At 40.3% G+C, this 18,562-nt stretch carries 19 protein-coding genes and 2 other annotated features; of the genes, 4 read left to right on the top strand and 15 right to left on the bottom strand.

Annotated features, from left to right (window positions below; translation table 11 throughout):
• Nucleotides 1–3: 3 nt before the first annotated feature.
• From NSQ94_RS02060 to acpS, 8 genes are all read right to left on the bottom strand, one after another.
• On the bottom strand, nucleotides 4–405 hold the full coding sequence (locus NSQ94_RS02060; RefSeq protein WP_063388232.1) for an anti-sigma regulatory factor: 402 nt from the start codon (nucleotides 403–405) through the stop codon (nucleotides 4–6).
• Nucleotide 406: 1 nt separating this feature from the next.
• Nucleotides 407–769, bottom strand: coding sequence for an STAS domain-containing protein (locus NSQ94_RS02055; protein WP_063388242.1), 363 nt, complete (start codon nucleotides 767–769; stop codon nucleotides 407–409).
• A complete protein-coding gene (locus NSQ94_RS02050) occupies nucleotides 769–1,545 on the bottom strand; it encodes an STAS domain-containing protein (RefSeq protein WP_242009274.1) in 777 nt (258 codons plus the stop codon). Before NSQ94_RS02050 ends, NSQ94_RS02055 begins: the two co-directional genes overlap by 1 nt.
• Before the next feature lie 433 nt (nucleotides 1,546–1,978).
• On the bottom strand, nucleotides 1,979–2,329 hold the full coding sequence (ndoA, locus tag NSQ94_RS02045; protein WP_063388230.1) for a type II toxin-antitoxin system endoribonuclease NdoA: 351 nt from the start codon (nucleotides 2,327–2,329) through the stop codon (nucleotides 1,979–1,981).
• Nucleotides 2,330–2,333: 4 nt separating this feature from the next.
• The gene (locus NSQ94_RS02040; protein WP_063388229.1) at nucleotides 2,334–2,615 is read right to left on the bottom strand and encodes a hypothetical protein; all 282 of its coding nucleotides are present in this window, start codon (nucleotides 2,613–2,615) and stop codon (nucleotides 2,334–2,336) included.
• A 147-nt stretch (nucleotides 2,616–2,762) separates the two neighbouring features.
• The gene (alr, locus tag NSQ94_RS02035) at nucleotides 2,763–3,917 is read right to left on the bottom strand and encodes an alanine racemase (RefSeq protein WP_144596845.1); all 1,155 of its coding nucleotides are present in this window, start codon (nucleotides 3,915–3,917) and stop codon (nucleotides 2,763–2,765) included.
• 113 nt (nucleotides 3,918–4,030) lie between these two features.
• Complete coding sequence (locus tag NSQ94_RS02030; protein ID WP_165381955.1) at nucleotides 4,031–5,047, bottom strand: outer membrane lipoprotein carrier protein LolA; 1,017 nt, start codon at nucleotides 5,045–5,047, stop codon at nucleotides 4,031–4,033.
• A 123-nt stretch (nucleotides 5,048–5,170) separates the two neighbouring features.
• Nucleotides 5,171–5,533 (bottom strand): holo-ACP synthase, encoded by a 363-nt coding sequence (gene acpS, locus NSQ94_RS02025; RefSeq protein WP_063388226.1) that lies wholly within the window; start codon nucleotides 5,531–5,533, stop codon nucleotides 5,171–5,173.
• 433 nt (nucleotides 5,534–5,966) lie between these two features.
• Here acpS and NSQ94_RS02020 point away from each other — a divergent pair, with 433 nt between their 5' ends.
• The gene (locus NSQ94_RS02020) at nucleotides 5,967–7,196 is read left to right on the top strand and encodes an IS110 family transposase (protein WP_027725928.1); all 1,230 of its coding nucleotides are present in this window, start codon (nucleotides 5,967–5,969) and stop codon (nucleotides 7,194–7,196) included.
• A gap of 236 nt (nucleotides 7,197–7,432) precedes the next feature.
• A complete protein-coding gene (locus NSQ94_RS02015) occupies nucleotides 7,433–8,149 on the top strand; it encodes a rhomboid family intramembrane serine protease (RefSeq protein WP_063388225.1) in 717 nt (238 codons plus the stop codon).
• 40 nt (nucleotides 8,150–8,189) lie between these two features.
• Here NSQ94_RS02015 and NSQ94_RS02010 read toward each other — a convergent pair whose 3' ends face one another.
• The 5 genes from NSQ94_RS02010 to NSQ94_RS01990 all read right to left on the bottom strand — a co-directional run bounded on the left by NSQ94_RS02010 (nucleotide 8,190) and on the right by NSQ94_RS01990 (nucleotide 14,436).
• On the bottom strand, nucleotides 8,190–9,617 hold the full coding sequence (locus tag NSQ94_RS02010) for a PH domain-containing protein (protein WP_066247079.1): 1,428 nt from the start codon (nucleotides 9,615–9,617) through the stop codon (nucleotides 8,190–8,192).
• Complete coding sequence (locus NSQ94_RS02005) at nucleotides 9,607–10,086, bottom strand: PH domain-containing protein (protein WP_063388223.1); 480 nt, start codon at nucleotides 10,084–10,086, stop codon at nucleotides 9,607–9,609. The genes NSQ94_RS02010 and NSQ94_RS02005 overlap by 11 nt, the downstream gene beginning before the upstream one ends.
• Nucleotides 10,087–10,222: 136 nt before the next feature.
• Nucleotides 10,223–11,602, bottom strand: coding sequence for a DEAD/DEAH box helicase (locus tag NSQ94_RS02000; protein WP_063388241.1), 1,380 nt, complete (start codon nucleotides 11,600–11,602; stop codon nucleotides 10,223–10,225).
• A gap of 315 nt (nucleotides 11,603–11,917) precedes the next feature.
• The gene (gene murF / locus NSQ94_RS01995) at nucleotides 11,918–13,282 is read right to left on the bottom strand and encodes a UDP-N-acetylmuramoyl-tripeptide--D-alanyl-D-alanine ligase (protein WP_339230013.1); all 1,365 of its coding nucleotides are present in this window, start codon (nucleotides 13,280–13,282) and stop codon (nucleotides 11,918–11,920) included.
• 56 nt (nucleotides 13,283–13,338) lie between these two features.
• Nucleotides 13,339–14,436 (bottom strand): D-alanine--D-alanine ligase, encoded by a 1,098-nt coding sequence (locus NSQ94_RS01990; RefSeq protein ID WP_063388221.1) that lies wholly within the window; start codon nucleotides 14,434–14,436, stop codon nucleotides 13,339–13,341.
• A gap of 160 nt (nucleotides 14,437–14,596) precedes the next feature.
• Between NSQ94_RS01990 and NSQ94_RS01985 the strand changes: the two genes are divergently transcribed.
• The gene (locus tag NSQ94_RS01985; RefSeq protein WP_063388220.1) at nucleotides 14,597–14,917 is read left to right on the top strand and encodes a thioredoxin family protein; all 321 of its coding nucleotides are present in this window, start codon (nucleotides 14,597–14,599) and stop codon (nucleotides 14,915–14,917) included.
• A gap of 223 nt (nucleotides 14,918–15,140) precedes the next feature.
• Here NSQ94_RS01985 and NSQ94_RS01980 read toward each other — a convergent pair whose 3' ends face one another.
• Nucleotides 15,141–15,935 (bottom strand): HAD family hydrolase, encoded by a 795-nt coding sequence (locus tag NSQ94_RS01980; RefSeq protein WP_117017405.1) that lies wholly within the window; start codon nucleotides 15,933–15,935, stop codon nucleotides 15,141–15,143.
• A gap of 141 nt (nucleotides 15,936–16,076) precedes the next feature.
• The gene (locus tag NSQ94_RS01975; protein WP_117017400.1) at nucleotides 16,077–17,147 is read right to left on the bottom strand and encodes a branched-chain amino acid aminotransferase; all 1,071 of its coding nucleotides are present in this window, start codon (nucleotides 17,145–17,147) and stop codon (nucleotides 16,077–16,079) included.
• Nucleotides 17,148–17,332: 185 nt separating this feature from the next.
• Nucleotides 17,333–17,585: a binding site (T-box leader), on the bottom strand.
• Nucleotides 17,586–17,639: 54 nt separating this feature from the next.
• Nucleotides 17,640–17,889: a binding site (T-box leader), on the bottom strand.
• Nucleotides 17,890–18,077: 188 nt separating this feature from the next.
• Between NSQ94_RS01975 and NSQ94_RS01970 the strand changes: the two genes are divergently transcribed.
• Nucleotides 18,078–18,557, top strand: coding sequence for a ferritin-like domain-containing protein (locus tag NSQ94_RS01970; protein ID WP_327856078.1), 480 nt, complete (start codon nucleotides 18,078–18,080; stop codon nucleotides 18,555–18,557).
• Nucleotides 18,558–18,562: the final 5 nt, after the last annotated feature.

Raw genomic sequence — 18,562 nt, 5'->3', positions numbered from 1 at the left:
CTCCTAACGAAGCCATTTCACCACTTGTACAACGGTCCCTTCGCCTGTCTTTGAGTCGATATAAAATTCGTCCATTAAGCGCTTAACACCAGGCAATCCAGCCCCAAGTCCTCCTGACGTCGTAAATCCATCCTCCATTGCCTTGCGAATATCAGGAATTCCCGGCCCATGATCAGAGGCGGTAATTTTAATTCCTTTTTTTTCTTTTTCTTCAATTTTGTCGATGTAAATTTTCCCACCATTTGCATAATGATAAATGTTCCTTGCTAATTCTGATATTGCGGTGGTAATCCGGGCTTGGTCCACTGCGCCGAATCCAAGTTCTTTCGCAGCATGACGACCCAATTGGCGGGCAGCCACAATATCCCATTCGTTCATAATCATTACACAGGATTGGCCATCCATTCTAATCCTCCAGCTCCTTAAGCAATTCCAGCCCTTTTTCCAAGTCAAGCGCAGTATGAATATCTTCCAGTTCAATGCCTAATTCGATCAGCGTAATAGCCACTGCAGGCTGAATACCTGTCAATACGACCGTCGCCCCCATTAACTTAGACATGTTGACACAGTCCCCTAAAATCTTGGCGATAAATGAATCAATGACATCAACCGAAGTTAAATCAATGACAACACCTGTTGCTCCTGTTTCATGAATTTTCTTTAATAAATCTTCCTGAAATTGCATCGCTGTTTTGTCGTCCAGCTCCCACTGTATTGAAATTAATAGATTATTATACAGTTTTAAAATAGGTATTTTTGACGTTTTCATCATCTGCGTTCACCCATTGAAACAATTTTTCGATTGGTCATTTCAAGCGCAGCTTCGATGCCTTTTTGAAGGGTATTTTTCGTCGTAATTTGACTTAAATCAATGCCTAGATTCACTATCGTTTGCGCAATTTCAGGGCGAATGCCGACAAGCAAGCTTTTTGCTCCTACAAGACGAACTGCTTCTGCAGCTTGTATAATGTGATGGGCTACCATCGTATCCACAACAGGCACACCGGTTATATCAATCAGCACCACTTCAGAACGATATTTAACGACCCCTTTTAATAAATTTTCCATAATTCTTTTGGCACGGTCCGTATCAATCGTTCCAATCAATGGCATAACAGTGATGCTATCAAAAACCGGAATCAACGGCGCAGACAATTCTTGCAGAGCCATTTTTTGGAGATTAATGGTTCTTTCATATGAAGAGGTATATTGCAGAAATACTTCCCGATTAACCGGTGAGGTAACTTTCTCTATCTCCGATAATAATTCAAGCGGATCACCCGGTATTTGTTTCTCAAGCAATTTAGCAAATAATATTTTTTCAAAAGTATGTAAGCATTGAGCAATTTTGTCCATTGGCCAGTCAAGCTGGACAATCCGTTTTGAAAATTCATGAATTTTTCTGGAAAATTCATCTTCTTTGTTTTTGCTCCATTCGATGAGAATATTCACATATTCTGCAGCAATTGCTTGATCAATTTGATCAGACTCAGCGGAAATTGATTGGGCATCAGCCTTGTTGAAGCGATCAATCCAATCCTTCATAATCTCGTCTCGATGCATTCGGATAAATTCAACTATTCCAGAAATTTTCAGTGACATGTTGCATGTCTCCTTTCAAAAACTTTGCCTTTTCAACTTTTATAGAAAAATAAAAAAAATTATAGATATGTTCCCGTTTTTATCATTTTTCTTCCACAATATCTGCTAAGCTGTCGCATTCATTGCTTACAGCTATTTTATAAAGGGAACGCGGCAAATCTTCCTTTCGCTTCTCGACTATGGAAGATGCTGTTTTTAAATGCTTCGTCGTTTAAAAAAGCGAATGCAGCTTGTCAGCACGTCTGTTCATTTTTGCGCAAAAATCAAAAATACCACAGTTTCGCAACTGTGGACATTTTTTCAATCTTATTTATCTTAAACATTCTACCTGCAGGCAGTCCTTTTGAAAAGATCGTTGAAATATACGTAAAAAATATTAGAAATCGATCAGCCCTAAACTGATTTGTAAGGCATCGTCCACTTTATCCATCATTTCATCATCAAGATGGGTAATTTTATCCGTTAACCGTTGTTTATCAATCGTTCTAATCTGCTCAAGCAAAATGACCGAATCCCGTTCAAATCCATATTTTTTCGCATCAATTTCAACATGAGTCGGCAATTTTGCTTTTTGAATTTGTGCTGTAATAGCGGCTACGATCACCGTTGGACTAAAACGATTCCCTATATCATTTTGGATAATTAAAACTGGACGAACGCCGCCTTGCTCTGAACCAACTACAGGGGATAAATCAGCAAAATAAACGTCGCCGCGTTTAACAATCAAAAGATTACCCCCCGCTAACTAAGCGTTCAACGGTGTGTTCAGCCTCATACTCTGCCAGAAAAGCCTCCGATGCAATATTTAGATTGATCTTCGCCATTTCCATATAACCGCGTCTCATTGACTCCCGAATTTGGCGTTTTTTACGCTCTCTCAAATACATTTTCATTGCTTGATAAATAAATTCACTTCTGTTTCCGTTTTCCTGTTTCACGATTCCATCTAATTCAGAAACAAGTGCTTGTGGCAATCGAACAATAATTTCCGTTGTTGAGCTGGATTCAGACACCAAAATACACCTCCACCGTTCCTACAAAGCCGAAATCATTTTATTCCAATATTAATATTAACATTTATATTCGTTGAAGCAAAGCCATTTTTCAAATAATTTCTTCAATATTATCGGCATTGATATGAATATTTTATTCAAGTTTCTTCATTTTTCAGTAAGCAGAGGATTTCTTACGTTTGTTTTGCCTCCATTTCTTATATAAATCCGAGGAACCCGCCAATTGATCATGCATGGAATTTCATAATTAATCGTTTCCAGCCGTTTGGCCACTTCATCAACTGAAATCATGTCATTGCCTTGTGAACCGATAAGTGTCACTTTTGTCCCGACAGGTTTTTTTTCCGGAAGCTTAATCATCAGTTGATCCATGCAAATGCGCCCGATAATAGGAACGCGCCTTCCATCGACAAGAACTTCCGAACCAGTCAATTTTCGAATCCATCCATCAGCATAACCGATTGGAACCGTACCAATCCATTCCTCCTCTTTCGCTGCGTATGTTGCTCCGTAACTTACTTTTTCCCCTTTTTTTATTTTTTTAATATGAACAATCTTTGAGTGTAAAGAAAAGGCTTCATATAACGGAAAAGGCAGCGTGCTTTTGATAAATTCCGATGGCGCCAAACCATACATGGAAATGCCAAAGCGAACCGCATTAAAAGTTTTTGTTGGAAAGCGAAGAGTCGCAGCACTGTTAGCACAATGAATAATCAAACCGTCTGTATCCACGATTTGCAATAATTCCAGGAAACGTTCATATTGCTGTTCAAAATATGCTGTATCGTGTTCGTCTGCTGTGGCAAAATGAGTGAATATACCTTCTAATCGACATAACTGCTGTCCCTTTATGAGCGAAATGGCTTGTTCGAGTTCTTTTTTATCTCTTATTCCGATCCGTCCCATACCTGTGTCTAATTTCAAGTGGATGTTGACTGATGTTTTCCCTAAATATTTCCCAGCACTTTCCAGCCATTCAGCTGAATAGGCAGTCACACTTATCCCATTTTCTCCTGCAACTGTAACATCTTCTGGTCTTACCGCTCCTAAAACGAGGATAGGGGCCTTTATTCCTGCTTGTCTCAATTTCAATGCTTCATCTAGAAAAGCGACTGCTAATTTAGCAGCACCTGCTGACAATGCTGCTTGGGCAACTTCCACATCTCCATGACCATAAGCATTAGCTTTCACAACAGCAATAATTTCAGTTTCATTCGGCAAATGTTCCTTTAATCCATGAATGTTCGCTTCAATATGATCTAAATTAATTTCTGCCCATGTATCTCGGAAATAGTTCTGCATCTTAATTTCATCTCCAACGATATCGTTTTGTTTATTTTATATCACTGTTTCTTTTTAAACAATAGTACATAAAAAAGGCGGCAGAAGATCGTTTCTTTTGCCGCTCAATTTTACTACTTCCCTGATTGGCTTTGTACAGAACGAGCAACTGCAATCATTTCTTCTTGCGTCAGTTCGTTTGAAGCGAGCATATAATCCACACCATTATATGTCCATGTTAAAGAATTGTCGGTCAGCGCTCCAACTGCAAACCCTAAGTCGACCAGCTCTCCGCTGACAAATTCTGAAGAGGTAACTGGTGAAACTTCCGCAAGCTCCTCAATAAGAGTAAATGATTTTTCGCCTCCGTAAGTTAATACTACTCGTTTTCCGCTATCTGTATTCAGCTCTTTTTCTTGGACGAGATCGACACCTTCCGGCAAGTCTTCCTTAAGCGGATAAAGAACAGCAAATTGTTTGTTCGCTGATTGAGCCAAAACAGGAATATCCACTTGGGCATTGGACATCGTTTTTTCTATTTCAAAGGCATTTTTATCAAATTTTGGATTCGATTCAAAATTGGAAAATTCAACAGAAACAAGCGCATTCCGATCAACATCCATCACTTTCACATATGAAGGTGTCAAATTTTTCTTATGAAATGCAATTTTTTGGTATGGGAGCATTTGATTGTTTTGATAATTGGTTTTTGTTTCAAATACATAGTTCTTTTCCCCGACTTCAAATTTCGCTTCTTTATCCTTCAATATATCTTGGACAAGCGATTCATACAGGTAAGCTTGACTCGAATTTTGCGGCCAATTGCTTTGGAAACGGAAGCTTTTGTTCAAAGCAGGAGTCAGAACAAATACCCCATCATCATTTCTTAAAATAATCTGGCTTTGATCCCTGTCATCATTTTTTAATAGCACTCGATAATAATGGGGCTTTTTGTGCCAAATTTCCACTTCATACACATGCGGCTCTTCCGCTGTTTTGATCGTCATTTTGGCGTTCACCTTATAGCCTTTTAATTCTTCAATTTTTTTGTTCAATGCACTTGAAACGTCTTCTTTTGATTTTACGCCACATGCAGATATTAATCCCACAAAAAGCAGACAGACAATCACGAGCTTTACGCCTCTCGTCAAATTTTTCAACCCCTTTGCCTCAATTAGCGTCACTAGGAAGTTTTGAAGAGTCAGTGAACAATTTCTGACTTGTCTCCCCTACCGCATTACAACTATATGAGGCAAGGTCAGCAAATATGCAGACTAGCTTGACAGGCTTTCAATGATTACTTGTGCAGCAGCAAAATTTTTTGAATGAGTGATTGTCACAAACACCCGGTCTGATGTAATATTTTGCACAATGATCGGTTTCCCTTTTTCATCATGTAAAATTTCAATATCTAAAAAGCCCACTGTCTTTCCGATTCCTGTCCCTAATGCTTTGCTAAATGCTTCTTTAGCGGCAAATCTGCCTGCCAAAAACTCCAATTGTCTTGAATCCCGCAATTTATTAAAGATTTCCTTTTCGCGAAACGATAAGATTCTGTCAATAATGTTGGATCTCCGCTCCATAATATCTTTCATCCTGTCCATTTCAACGATATCAAGTCCAATCCCAACGATCACACCATCACATCCCTCGTATACTAAGTTTCAGAAAGTTTTTTTATCGAATTTCCAGTCCGATACGCTCCTTGACAATCGCATATCTTGGGTGGTTGCCTTTGTGGGAGGGGCGCGCCCCTCCCACAAAGGGTTGAGCGTACCGGGGTTGGACTTTTCGCAATGTTCCTGGATAATGGTCTTAGGATCATCGGGGATACTCTTCTCACTCCTGTAGCTTTGACTACTTGTAAAGTCTGTCTCCTCGGCCCCTGTTTGGACGTCTAACCCGCAGGCTGTTCCCGTTGGTTTTCCCCATGCTGGAAGGAGCAGCTTCCAGGGCAGCCCATGGTCCAACGTGAGTTCTCATATGCGAGGGTGACTGGTCAACAGGCGCGATCCGGGGGCATCCCGAAGAGTCCTACCCCTCGATCCTACAACAATAGGAGGTGATCTCATGAAACTCTACGTCGGGATCGACGTGAGCTCACGCGACTTAGCCACCTGCATTATGGATCATGAAGGAAATACGTGCGCACGCTTCAAAGTGGATAATCATCTTCTGGGCGCCACCTTCCTTCGGGATCAAATCCTCCTGTGGGCTAACAAGCGAAAGCCAACCGAAATTCTGATCGGGATGGAAGCCACCTCGGTCTACAGTTGGCATCCAGCTATGTTTTTCCACCAGCAGGAGGCCTTGCAGGCTTGGAACGTCAAGGTGTTTACGATCAATCCAAAGCTCATTCGCAAGTTTAAAGAAGCCTATGTCGACTTGGAGAAAACGGATGACATCGATGCTTGGATCATTGCGGATCGGCTTCGCTTCGGCCGTCTGAAGATGACGGCTGTCCTCAAGGAGCAGTTTCTCGCGCTTCAGCGACTGACACGCATGCGATATCATCTCGTCCACCAGTTAACCCGTGAGAAACAGTATTTTCTCCAGCACTTGTTTTACAAATGCAGTTCCTTTACCCAAGAGGTGGACAGTTCGATCTTCGGACATGCCATTCTCGAACTGCTGCTTGAGTCGTGGAGCCTCGATGACATCTGCCAAATGGATGTCAAGCAGTTGGCCGACTTCCTGCGCCAAAAAGGGCGCAATCGCTTTGCCGATCCGGAATGCATCGCCAAGTCGATTCAAAAGGCGGCCCGTTCGTCGTATCGGTTGTCCAAGTGTGTCGAGGATTCCATCGACTTGCTGTTAGGGCTGTCGATTCAATCAATCCGCAGCCTGCAATCGCAGCTCAAAGAGCTCGATAAAGCCATTACCCGCCATCTTGAAGGCATTCCGAACACACTGCAAACCATCCCAGGCATCGGACCGGTTTATACCGCAGGCATCCTGGCCGAAATCGGGCAAATCGAGCGGTTTCACAACCAGGCCGCCTTGGCAAAATATGCCGGCTTGACATGGTCCAAGCACCAATCGGGCCGTTTTCAAGCCGAGGACACCTCCCTCATTCGTTCCGGCAATCGCTATCTCCGTTACTACCTAGTGGAGGCTGCCAACTCGGTGCAACGGCATGATGCGACGTTTCGTGCGTACTACCGGAAGAAGTATGAGGAAGTGCCCAAACACCAACATAAACGAGCCCTCGTCCTCACCGCTAGAAAACTCGTGCGTGTGATCGATGCGCTGCTACGCAACGGTCAAATCTACACGCCAAGAAAGGGGGAAGATCGATAAGAGGATCGATCTGGTATACCAATATCAACCTTTAGACCCAGTTTATTACATGTACCAATACTGGGTTTCTTCAGTATTGCCTTTTTTCGGATCATCGGACAAGGGAATTTCCAATTTCTATGATTTTTCACCTTGACATATTACCGCAGGACTTTAATTTTCTACTGTACTATTTATAAATTGAAAATCATACAAATGATTATAGAATACTTGTCCTGTTGAAAAGGAGAATTCACATGTTTCGCAGAACAGAAAGCCTTCACACTTTTATTCGCCTTTATCCTGCTGTCACGATCATAAGCTGCATACATGTTGTGTTATGGATTATGATGAAACTTTCTTTCCCAATTTTTACGCTTCTATTTTCTTTTTTAACCGGATACAATGCAGGGGTTCATTCAGGGGAATGGTGGCGGCTCATTACACCAATTTTTTTGCATACTAGCTTTTCCCATCTTTTGTTTAATACAATCACACTTATTATTTTTGCCCCGCCGCTGGAACGAATGGTAAAGTCAATTTATTTTCTGGTCATTTACAGTGCATCAGGCATTATAGCCAACATTGCAACCTATTTGATCATGCCAATGGATTATTCTCATGCAGGAGCTTCAGGGGCGATTTTTGGCATTTTGGGCACGTACATGTTCATCTGTTTTTTCCGAAAGGAATATATGGATCAAAAAAACTCTCAAATGATCTTAACGGTTACAGCCATAGCTCTCGTACTGTCCTTTATTGATGCCCATATCAATGTAGTTGCACATGTAACAGGACTTCTGGCTGGATTTTTGCTAGGTAAAGTGTTTGTCCGCAAAAAACCAAGCTTCATTCATTATACGTATTATCATCAACCGGTTCGGCAGGAAGGAATGAAATTATTTTTCAAAAAATGGTCGATATGGATTTTTGTTTTCGTTTTTATACTTGCGGCTATTTTATATGTGTTGTAAAAATTTAAATCACTCCCATCCACATGAGAGATGGGAGCTTCTAAACTTGTCCTTCACTTCTTCTTGAAAACCATTTATAAATTCCCATTCCGTCCTTTTCCTCGAGGTTTTTAACAGCAAAAAAGCTTCCAGTAGACTTGGAAATAATACTGCACTGAACAGAAGTCAGATCTTTTTGTCTCTGAAAATAGGATTGTTTCAATTCCAATGATTGAATCCGCTTTTTTTCGAAAAAGACGGTTGTCTTATTCAACACGCGGAAAGACAGCGTCAATTCTTTTCCATTTAAATACCAACCTGTATCTTTATATTGAAAATATCCGAGCACCAGTGCAAAAGGAATGAGAATAAGTGATAAGTAGCCCCATGGTTTAAAAAACAAGCATAAAGGGACGGCTATGAGAAGTGATAAAATCAGCATACGGAGCAAAAATCTGGACAGCGCACGCCGCGGAACCGGGTGCAGTGTCTCGTTTATCGTCAAATGAAAAAAGCTTTCAACCTTTTCTTTAACTTGTTTCTTCCGAATTAACGGAAACAAAATGGTCTCGACATCCTTGTCACTTCCGCCTCCCGCCGATTCAATATGTACAGTTGCATATCCAAAAGGCTGGCGCAGCCAATTTTCTGTTACTTTAATTGCTTGAATACGATCTATTGGTATAGAAATCTGTTTTTTTTCAAAAATGCCACTTGAAATAATAATCTGTCCGGCTTCTTCTCGAACTGTAAAATCTCCGTACTGGAGTAAAACCCCGATAAAGCTTATAATCCACGCAATGATCAAACCAATCAAACATAAGATGACAATCATCGTCACACTTGCATGGACAATCCATTCCAGCTTGTCAAATATTTTTTCGTACGGAATAATTTCATCAAATTGGCTTAAAAAGGCTACGATTGACAGAGCAACCCCTAAGCCGCTTGAAGTTGCTGCAGTAATAAGCAGTTCGTTAAAGCTTATTTTGTAAAGAACCCTTCCTTCTTCCAGTTTGTCTTGCTCTGCTTCTCCTTGTGCTATTTGTCTTTTTTGCTCCTTGATGATTGTCCGAATCTGTTCTGCCTCTTCTTTCCGTATGGCGCTAAGTTCAACCTCTGCTTCGCCCATGCCGCCCGCTGTTTCGATTTCAAGCTTCACTACACCGAAGAGGCGCTGGATGAAACCGGCGGTTACATTTATGGATTGAATTCTTTCAATCGGTATATATCGATTTTTTTTTAAAAAAACGCCCTGCTCAACACGAAATTCATTTTCTTCAATGCGATAAGTAAATTTCAACCAATTTAACACACTGGAAATGATCGTGAGTATAAGTGCTAGAATCGTTCCGATCAATAAAAACGACCGGATGTTTCCTATGTTTGTGACAAACAAGAAAATATTCGTTACTATAATTTCTTTAATCGCCTTCGCAATTTTCACTAAAACAGCTACGGGATGCAATCTTTTCTGATCATACATCATCCTTCGCCTCCCGTGCCAATTTCGAGATATAATCGCGAAGCTGATCCGCTTCTTCCATTTCCAGGGCAGGAATCTCGTGAACCGTTGCTGCAGTGGAAATAGTTACAGTCGCCAAGTTATATTTTCTTAAAATCGGCCCTTGTGAGGTATCTACATGCTGAACTCTCACCATTGGAACAAGCACACGGGTAACTGTAAACAATCCATGCTGTAAATCCAGTTCATTCTCATGAACTTCATATCGCCATATTTTCAACCGAATATTTGGAAAAATGAAAATGGAACAAATAGAAGACACCAACCAAATAATTGCCAATATAGGAATAATCCATTTCGGCCAGTTGAAAAAAAATATCAATAAAGATATGCCTATGATCACCAGCAACTCAACGATGCTCCAAATAGCCGCAGTGATCTTCCATACAGTAACAGCTTTAGGACTAATGCGATTTTGTGGTTCGCGCCGCAAGTTTTTCCCTCCCTTGTCTCCTTCTGTAAAAAATTACGTTTCATTTAGGCAAAAAGTTTCAAATATATAAAAAGGAGGCAGTTCCAAGTTTTGGAATGCCTCTTTTTCCATGTCTGATTATTCTTTTTCATTCCAATTATTTTGGGCTAGCCGATCCTTTTGTCGATCTTGCTGAATGAAAGGAGCGTTTCCGTCCAACCCGTTTGTTTTTTAAATCAAGCTTTCGTTTATTTCTGCTTTTTTCTTTCTTCATAGGGAGAGGAGGTTCCTCCGTCAATTTTACAGGTGTCGTATCCGGCTCCTTCGTTAACATTTTAATAGCTGCTGCAAGCAATGGGACGGAATCATATTTTTCCAATAGCTCCGCAGCAAAATTTTTATACTGATCTAAATTTTCAGTTTCCACTACAGAGCAAATTTTTTCGACCGTCATTTTTTGTTTTCCTACTAGTGCTTCATCTAAAGTAGGAGGACGCATTCGATCCATTTTTCTTTTTGTTGTATGCTCAATGGTTTCCAAAATACCGCGTTCCCTTGCGGTTATAAACGTCATCGCTTTTCCTGACTTCCCAGCCCGTCCTGTTCTTCCAATTCTATGCACATAGCTTTCAGGGTCTTGAGGTACATCAAAATTATATATATGGGTGATACCAGATATATCAAGCCCTCTGGCTGCTACGTCTGTTGCAACAAGCACATCAATGGCTCCATTTTTAAATTTGTTCAAAACAGATAAGCGTTTCGCTTGGCTTAAATCGCCATGAATTCCTTCTGCTGAATAGCCGCGGACATTTAATGCTTCAGAAAGTTCGTCCACTCGGCGCTTTGTCCTGCCAAACACAATCGCAAGCTCCGGTGATTGCAGATCAAGAAGTCTTGTCAAAACGTCAAATTTTTGTTTTTCAGGCACTTCTAAATAATATTGCTGCACATTTGGAACCGTTACTTCTTTCGCTTTTACACGGACATGAGTCGGATTTTTCATAAAGCGTTCTGCAATTGATTTAATTGGACCAGGCATTGTCGCAGAAAATAGAAGGGTTTGACGCTCCCTAGGAATATTTGAAAGAATGTGCTCAATATCATCAATAAACCCCATGTTGAGCATTTCATCCGCTTCATCTAAAACGACAGTGTGCACAGAATCAAGCCGCAGCGTATTGCGCCGTATGTGATCCAATAACCTTCCAGGTGTTCCAACAATGATGTGGGGAGGCTTCTTCAAAGCCCGAATCTGCCTGGAAATGTCCTGGCCTCCGTAAATCGGCAATACTCTTGTCCGTTTATCATAGCCGATTTTATATAACTCTTCTGATACTTGTATAGCAAGTTCCCGTGTTGGGGCTATCACGATCGCTTGAACAGCTGAATCATGAACATTAATTTTTTCTACTAAAGGGATGCCAAAAGCTGCTGTTTTTCCTGTCCCTGTTTGCGCTTGTCCAATGATGTCTTTATTGTTCAAGCCTAAAGGGATCGCCTGCATTTGAATGGGAGTCGCTTCTTCAAAGCCCATTCTTTTTATTGATTTTAACAGCTCCGGACTCAACCCGAACTGGTGAAACAAATTTGTCAATTTTTCCAAACTCCTTTAAGACTTTTATTAAGCGCTGCTGGATAAAAAGGCTCTTGTGCGTATTTTCTAGAAACTGTAAGCTTATCATAGTCGTGAGAATAGTGTAAACTCCGATTTTTGCTGGAAAGTACGCATAGGGATTTTTATCCATTCACCGCAGGTGTTATCATACCATTTCCATCAATCTATTTCAACTTACCGCACTATAGCTAAAAAAGCATAAAAACAAAAGCACAAGCAAAATGATGTTTTATTTTATTCTTCCATTAATGCATGAACAACATCTTCCAGCTTCATTCCTCTGGACGCTTTCACTAACACAAGATCTTTTGAGCCTGCAGCTTTCTTTAATTCATGAATTAGTTCATCTTTGTCAAAAAACACATGAATTTTTCTTTCATCTATAACTTTCTTTGCACCAACGGCAATTTCTTTTCCGAGTTTTCCAAATGTAAAGAGGTGATCAATTTCTTGATCAGACAGCATCATTCCTACTTCTTGATGAAGTTCAACTTCTCTTTCGCCAAGCTCCAGCATATCCCCTAAGACAAGAATTTTTTGCGAATATCCTTTTAGACCATGGACTAAATCAATGGCTGCTTTCATCGCTGTAGGATTCGCGTTATATGCATCATTTATGATGGACATACCGTTCTTCGTTTGAATCAATTCAAGTCTCATGTTTGTTATTTTCAAATCGCGAAGCCCTTTTTCAATACGATTCAGTCCGATCTTTAGGAGTTCTCCAACAGCGATCGCTGCCAATGCGTTTAAAACATTGTGACGGCCTAAAACAGGGATAAAAAAAGGCTGTTCAGCTATATTGGCGCGAAACCGTGTTCCTTCACCCAACAGCTCCATTGATGTCGGAAAAAGATTATTGTTTTTATTTTCTCCAAACGTTACGGTTTGACATGAATAATCTTTTTTTAGCAAAGGCTCATCACCATGATAAATGAGCGTTCCATTCTCTTTTAAACCCTTTATAATTTCAAGCTTTGCTTCCGCAATCCCTTCACGAGAGCCTAAATCTTGTAAATGAGCATCGCCGATATTGGTAATGACGGCTATATCAGGACGTGCAATTGATGATAATAATTCAATTTCTCCCTTAGCGTTCATGCCCATTTCTAATACGGCCACCTCTGTATCTTCAGGCATATCTAATATTGTTAAAGGCAGACCGATATGGTTATTGAAATTCCCTTTCGTTTTATGCACGCGATACCGAGTGCCCACAACCGATGCGATCATATCTTTTGTCGTTGTTTTGCCATTAGAGCCTGTAATCCCTACTACTTTTGGGTTTACTGCCAACAAATAGTGAGAAGCTATCTGCTGCAATGCTGCCAAGGTGTCGTCGACAATGATCAATGGTTTGTCTTGCGGCGGATTCGGGACTGATCTAGACCATAAGGAGGCATGAGCACCATTTTCGAACGCTTTCTCGACAAAGTCATGTCCATTAAACTTTTCGCCAATAATGGGTACAAATAAGTTTCCTTTACGGACATTCCGCGAATCAGTCGTTACTCCTTCGATGGTAATCTTCTCAAATTCCTCTTTTAATTCTGCGTTGTTTGCCATCTGCTTAATTGCTGATAATTGCCGTTTTATCATGCTATTTTGTTCTCCTTTCAAAAGGCGGCTTTACACAGCCGCCCTAAGAACGATCTTTAAATAGTATACTTGATTCTCTGTTTTAGTTCATATCGCTCGATTCCAAGCTGAACCAATTTTTCAATCAACGCCGGATAATCGATGCCGCTGTGCTTCCATAAAAGAGGGAACATGCTAAACGGCGTAAATCCAGGCATTGTGTTCACTTCATTGATCAACGGTGTTCCGTCTTTTCTCAAGAAAAAGTCTGCCCGAACAAGTCCAGAACCATCGATAGCTTTAAATGCTTTCAGCGCCATTTTCTTGATTTGTTCATATTGCTCTTCCGTTATGTCAGCTGGAATAATGAGCTCCGTATCTCCGTCTTCATATTTCGCTTTATAATCGTAAAACTCTTTTTTCGGAGCAATTTCCCCAACAACAGAACAGATCGGTTCGTCATTTCCAATTACTCCGATTTCAACTTCCCTTCCATCAATACTTTCTTCAATAATCAGCTTCCGATCATACAGAAACGCTTCTTCAATAGATTGAATGAGCGATTGCCGATCTTTTGACTTGCTGATACCTACGCTTGAGCCGAGGTTGGCTGGCTTTACAAAGCAAGGATACCCGAGCTGCTCCTCGACTTTTTGAAAAACCTTCTCTTTATCTTTTTCCCAGTCTTTGTTCGTAAACCAAACGTACTTTGCCTGAGCAAGTCCTGCTTGGGCAAATAAATTTTTCATAATGATTTTATCCATTCCTGCTGCTGAAGCCAAAACTCCATTCCCAACATAAGGTATATTCAGCAATTCCAGCATTCCTTGTATCGTTCCATCTTCACCATTCGGTCCATGCAATAGCGGAAATACGACATGGACTGGATCAGCGCTTCCTGGAGCATTAAATAGCTCTTGACTGAAAGGTACCGGCAAATGTTCACCTTTTTCTCCAGCTTCGGAATTTCCCGCTAGAAACTTCAAGTCTTCTACTCTTTCAACTGGACCGTTCAATTGCTTTCCTTTTACCCATTGCCCTTGCTCCGTAATATAAATTGGATATATGTCAAATTTATTTTTATCGAGAGCGTTTATTACTGCCCGAGCTGTTTGTAATGATACTTGATGCTCGGCAGATTTGCCCCCATATACAAGCGCCAGTTTGATTGCCATTTATTTTTTCCTCCCGTTTTGAAAAAAATCATCTGTTTTATTTTATCATTATATAGGTTGTTTTTGTTATCATTGCCGAACAATTTATTTGCGGGAGAAAAAAATTCACTTCTTCTTTACCATGAATTAAAATAAATACGAAGGAAGGAGGGGTTATCCAATGAAGCCAATAGAGACAGCAGAACAGTTTGAACAAGTGATTCAGAGCAATCAAGAAACCATCATCAAGTTTTTTGCCGATTGGTGCCCTGATTGCAAAAGAATGGACATGTTTATCGGCGACATTTTAGAAGAATACGGTCAATATGAATGGTATGAGATCAATAAAGATCAATTCCCCGACCTAGCTGAAAAATATCAAGTAATGGGAATTCCAAGCATTTTAATTTTTAAAAACAACGAAAAAATCGCTCATCTGCACAGCGCATACGCAAAAACACCTGAGGAAGTGAAAGAATTTTTAGGCTCGCATCTTAAATAAAGAAAAAGCCGCTGGGGGTGTCTAATAAGTCGTTTTTACGGCTTATAGACGCCCCCATTAATGTTTTAGAAACGTTGATATATCGGTGTTTATGATTTTTTGTTTTCAATGGCGATTTGATTTTCTAAGACAGCCCTTTCATAAAAAGCACGAATCTAAAAAAACTGGACTTCGGATGTTTTTTCATCCAGTCCAGCCTCATTCTTTTCCTATCAAAATATTTCTATTCCTTTTTTAAATCCTCTAAAACCGTCAATAAATCTCTTAATTGGCTGATTTCATAGTCTGGAGTGACTTCTCCGCTAAGCTCCAACTGCTTTCGATTAATCCAAACAGACCGGATATTTGTCCGTGATGCCCCAAGTATGTCAGTGCTCAGTTTGTCTCCAACCATTACCACTTCATTGCTTTGAACACCCATTAAGTTTAGTGCGTGTTCAAAAATTGACGGATCAGGCTTACCTTTGCCGAACTCACCTGAAATGACAATATGCTCAAAATACGATGAGAGAGCAGAAACACTAGCAATCTTTTCTTTTTGCAGGCTTGGATCCCCGTTTGTTAAAAGAAGCAAACGATAGTTTTGTTTCAGCCGTTCTAATACTTCAAATGTATCTTCATATACGAGCGGTCTTTTGCGCCGTTCTGCATGAAAAAGCTCAGCCAGCTTTTCCCCGAATTCAGCATCATCTATACCGACCGCCTTCAAACCGTTCGTCCAAGCAGCTTTTCTGTAAACAGGCGCCAATTGATTAAGCTTCCCAAACTGTTCGTGCACGATTTCGCTAAAATTCGCCCAAAGGCCTTCAAACGGATTGATGCCAATCATTTTTGTAAATGGATATGTTTCATAAGATTCATACAATTTTCTCGCTTCTTGACGAACCGCTTCCTCAAGCTGTTTTGAATCAACCCCGTATTGTTCTTCGGCTGTGGTGCAAACATATTGGAATGTGTCGCTGACGCTTTTTTCATCCCAAAGAAGTGTATCATCTAAGTCAAAAAAAACAGCTTTAATCAATCATCTATCTCCTCTCCATATTCTGTTCCATTCTTACCTAAAAACAATTTTTTGACACTGCCAATATTTCTGATTCGAAAGCAAATAAAGATGGATGGCACCTTAATAAATTTTATTTGAAATCAATATAAAATTGAATTATACCTCTTTCGTCCAGCCGAACTTGTCTTCCGCTTTTCCGTATTGAATGTTCGTGATCGTTTCATAAAGCTTTTTAGAAAACTCGCCTGTTTCAGAATTATTCAATAGCATTTTATGCTCATTCCATTTCAGCTCCCCGACCGGCGAAATTACCGCTGCTGTTCCTGTTCCGAAAACTTCTTCCAATTCCCCGTTTTTGTAGGCATTGAAGATATCTTCTATTGCAATGCGTTCTTCATGCACCGGTACTCCCCAATCTTTCACTAGCTGGATAACGGAGTCTCTTGTTATACCGCTCAAAATGCTTCCGTTTAATTTTGGCGTGTACACTTCACCGTTGATTTTGAAGAAAATGTTCATGCTTCCAACTTCTTCTACATATTTATTTTCTTTTCCATCGAGCCAGAGCACCTGATCGTATCCTAATTCCTCCGCTTTTTTTTGGGCGTATAAGCTAGCGGCATAGTTTCCGGAAGTTTTAACATGACCAACTCCTCCCGGTACAGCGCGAACATATTCATCTTCAACATAAATTTTTACAGGAACGAGCTGACGGCCTGAATAGTAAGCTCCAACTGGCGACAGGATAATCATAAACTTGTATTCGCTTGCTGGTCTAACTCCTAAATATGGTTCCGTTGCAATGATGAACGGTCTGATATATAAAGAAGTGCCTTCTTTATTTGGAATCCAATCTCTTTCCACTTCAACAAGCCGCACAATGGCTTCCAATACTAGATCAGGGTCAATGGGCGGAATACACATTCGTTCGCAAGAGCGGTTCAATCGCTCTATATTTTTATCCGGTCTGAATAACAATGTGCGGCCGTCATTCGTTTTATAAGCTTTCAGCCCTTCAAAAATTGCTTGCCCGTAATGAAATACCATTGCTGACGGCGAGAGCACCAACGGTTCAAACGGCACTATACGAGGGGAATGCCACCCTTGCACCTTATTATAATCCAATATAAACATATGGTCTGTAAAATGTTTTCCAAATCCTAACGATTCAAGATCAGGCTTTTCTTTTAACCGGTCCGATTTAATAAATTCAATAACTTGATTCATGTTCATCCATCCTTTCTCATTATTTTAATTTTATTGTGCGCTGCTGACTAGACCTATTTGGTTGCCAATTTTTATTGAATGCTTGATTGGCTAAATCGGGCTTTTCTTTTAGCGGGCAGCATGGCGAAATAGCCAATTAAAAAAACATGCCCCAGCAATCACCAACGCATAAAACATCGGTTGATTGCTGGGGCGAGATGCTTCGCGGTACCACCCAGCTTCTCTGTATTCCTCACAGAATACAGACTCAGCAAGTCACACATAGATGACTTTCTTCGTAACGGAAGATCCGTTGTTTTATACTTTGGCAAAAAGCCATTTCTAAAACAAGGCTCCAAGGCGATCTTCAAAGAGAGATAACGGCTGGCCTTTCAGCCTATGGGTCAGCTCTCTAATACGTCATCGCTCTCTTCTACTGCTCCTTTTCCTCACCTTTTTCATATGAAATTATCAAAATAAAAACTCGCCCCAATCCAAAAAGAAATATTGGATTGTTGAGGCGAGTTTTTCGCGGTACCACTCAACTTTTCTGTATTCCTCGCGAAATACAGACTCAGCAAGTCACGTACATGACTTTTCTTGATAACGGAAGAACCGTTGCTTTATACTTTAGCTTGCGCTATTTCTAAAACAAAGCTCCAAGGTGACCTTCAAAGAGTGGTGAACGACTGACCTTTCAGCCTGCGGGTCAGCTCTCTATGCGCCACCGGCCTCTTTTACTGCTCCTTTTCTTTGCTTTTCTTATCTGAAAATAATTTATTTAGTAAATAATTTTGAAAATGATTATATAACCTCTTTCGTTTTAAGTCAATAAGAATTTAGTTTTTAACAAAAATTTGTTTCCGACACGTCTCGATTTCACCTAATTCATCACTTTTTCTCTATATCTGAATACACTGACATAAGAAAAATGAAAGGCGGGATATTTGCATGTATGCTAATACACATTATGTAAACTACTATTATCCAGTTTACGACCACAGCTTCATTAGACAAAATAGAAACAACAGCTCCATTGACAATATACTGAAGGCTATCTTAAACGGAATTTCTTCTGAAGCAAGTGCTATTGATTTTTACACAAGATTGGCAAAGGCGGCGGCAACTTCTGAACAGAGACAGGCAATTGAACATGCGCTAGAAGACGAAAAAATACATTTACGAACATTCACGCAGCTTTATCAAACATTAACAGGAAAAAAACCGGTTTATCAAACAAAAATAACTCGATTCCGAAATTTCCAAGAAGGTCTGCGGATCGCTTATGAACAAGAATTGGAAGCATATGAGACATACCGCGATAATTATTTATCTACACAAGATCCAATGATTCGAGATGCTTTCTTTAGAGCCATGACTGATGAAATTGAACATGCGTTAAGATTTAGCCACGTACTAAACAAGAAATAGTCGAA

Source organism: Aeribacillus sp. FSL K6-2833, assembly GCF_037965815.1.
In the GTDB taxonomy this organism is placed as follows: Bacteria; Bacillota; Bacilli; order Bacillales; family Aeribacillaceae; genus Aeribacillus; species Aeribacillus composti.
This window is presented reverse-complemented; position numbering and strand designations above follow the sequence as displayed.

Excerpts from the sequence above, each read along its gene's own strand:
- NSQ94_RS02055 (WP_063388242.1), bottom strand. The coding sequence starts at position 769 with ATGAAAACGTCAAAAATACCTATTTTAAAACTGTATAATAATCTATTA.
- alr (WP_144596845.1), bottom strand. The coding sequence starts at position 3,917 with ATGCAGAACTATTTCCGAGATACATGGGCAGAAATTAATTTAGATCAT.
- murF (WP_339230013.1), bottom strand. The coding sequence starts at position 13,282 with ATGATAAAACGGCAATTATCAGCAATTAAGCAGATGGCAAACAACGCA.
- NSQ94_RS01985 (WP_063388220.1), top strand. The coding sequence starts at position 14,597 with ATGAAGCCAATAGAGACAGCAGAACAGTTTGAACAAGTGATTCAGAGC.
- NSQ94_RS02020 (WP_027725928.1), top strand. The coding sequence starts at position 5,967 with ATGAAACTCTACGTCGGGATCGACGTGAGCTCACGCGACTTAGCCACC.
- NSQ94_RS01970 (WP_327856078.1), top strand. The coding sequence starts at position 18,078 with ATGTATGCTAATACACATTATGTAAACTACTATTATCCAGTTTACGAC.
- NSQ94_RS01990 (WP_063388221.1), bottom strand. The coding sequence starts at position 14,436 with ATGGCAATCAAACTGGCGCTTGTATATGGGGGCAAATCTGCCGAGCAT.
- NSQ94_RS02010 (WP_066247079.1), bottom strand. The coding sequence starts at position 9,617 with ATGATGTATGATCAGAAAAGATTGCATCCCGTAGCTGTTTTAGTGAAA.
- NSQ94_RS02015 (WP_063388225.1), top strand. The coding sequence starts at position 7,433 with ATGTTTCGCAGAACAGAAAGCCTTCACACTTTTATTCGCCTTTATCCT.
- NSQ94_RS02060 (WP_063388232.1), bottom strand. The coding sequence starts at position 405 with ATGGATGGCCAATCCTGTGTAATGATTATGAACGAATGGGATATTGTG.
- NSQ94_RS02000 (WP_063388241.1), bottom strand. The coding sequence starts at position 11,602 with ATGGGCTTTGAAGAAGCGACTCCCATTCAAATGCAGGCGATCCCTTTA.
- NSQ94_RS01975 (WP_117017400.1), bottom strand. The coding sequence starts at position 17,147 with ATGAATCAAGTTATTGAATTTATTAAATCGGACCGGTTAAAAGAAAAG.
- NSQ94_RS02050 (WP_242009274.1), bottom strand. The coding sequence starts at position 1,545 with ATGAAGGATTGGATTGATCGCTTCAACAAGGCTGATGCCCAATCAATT.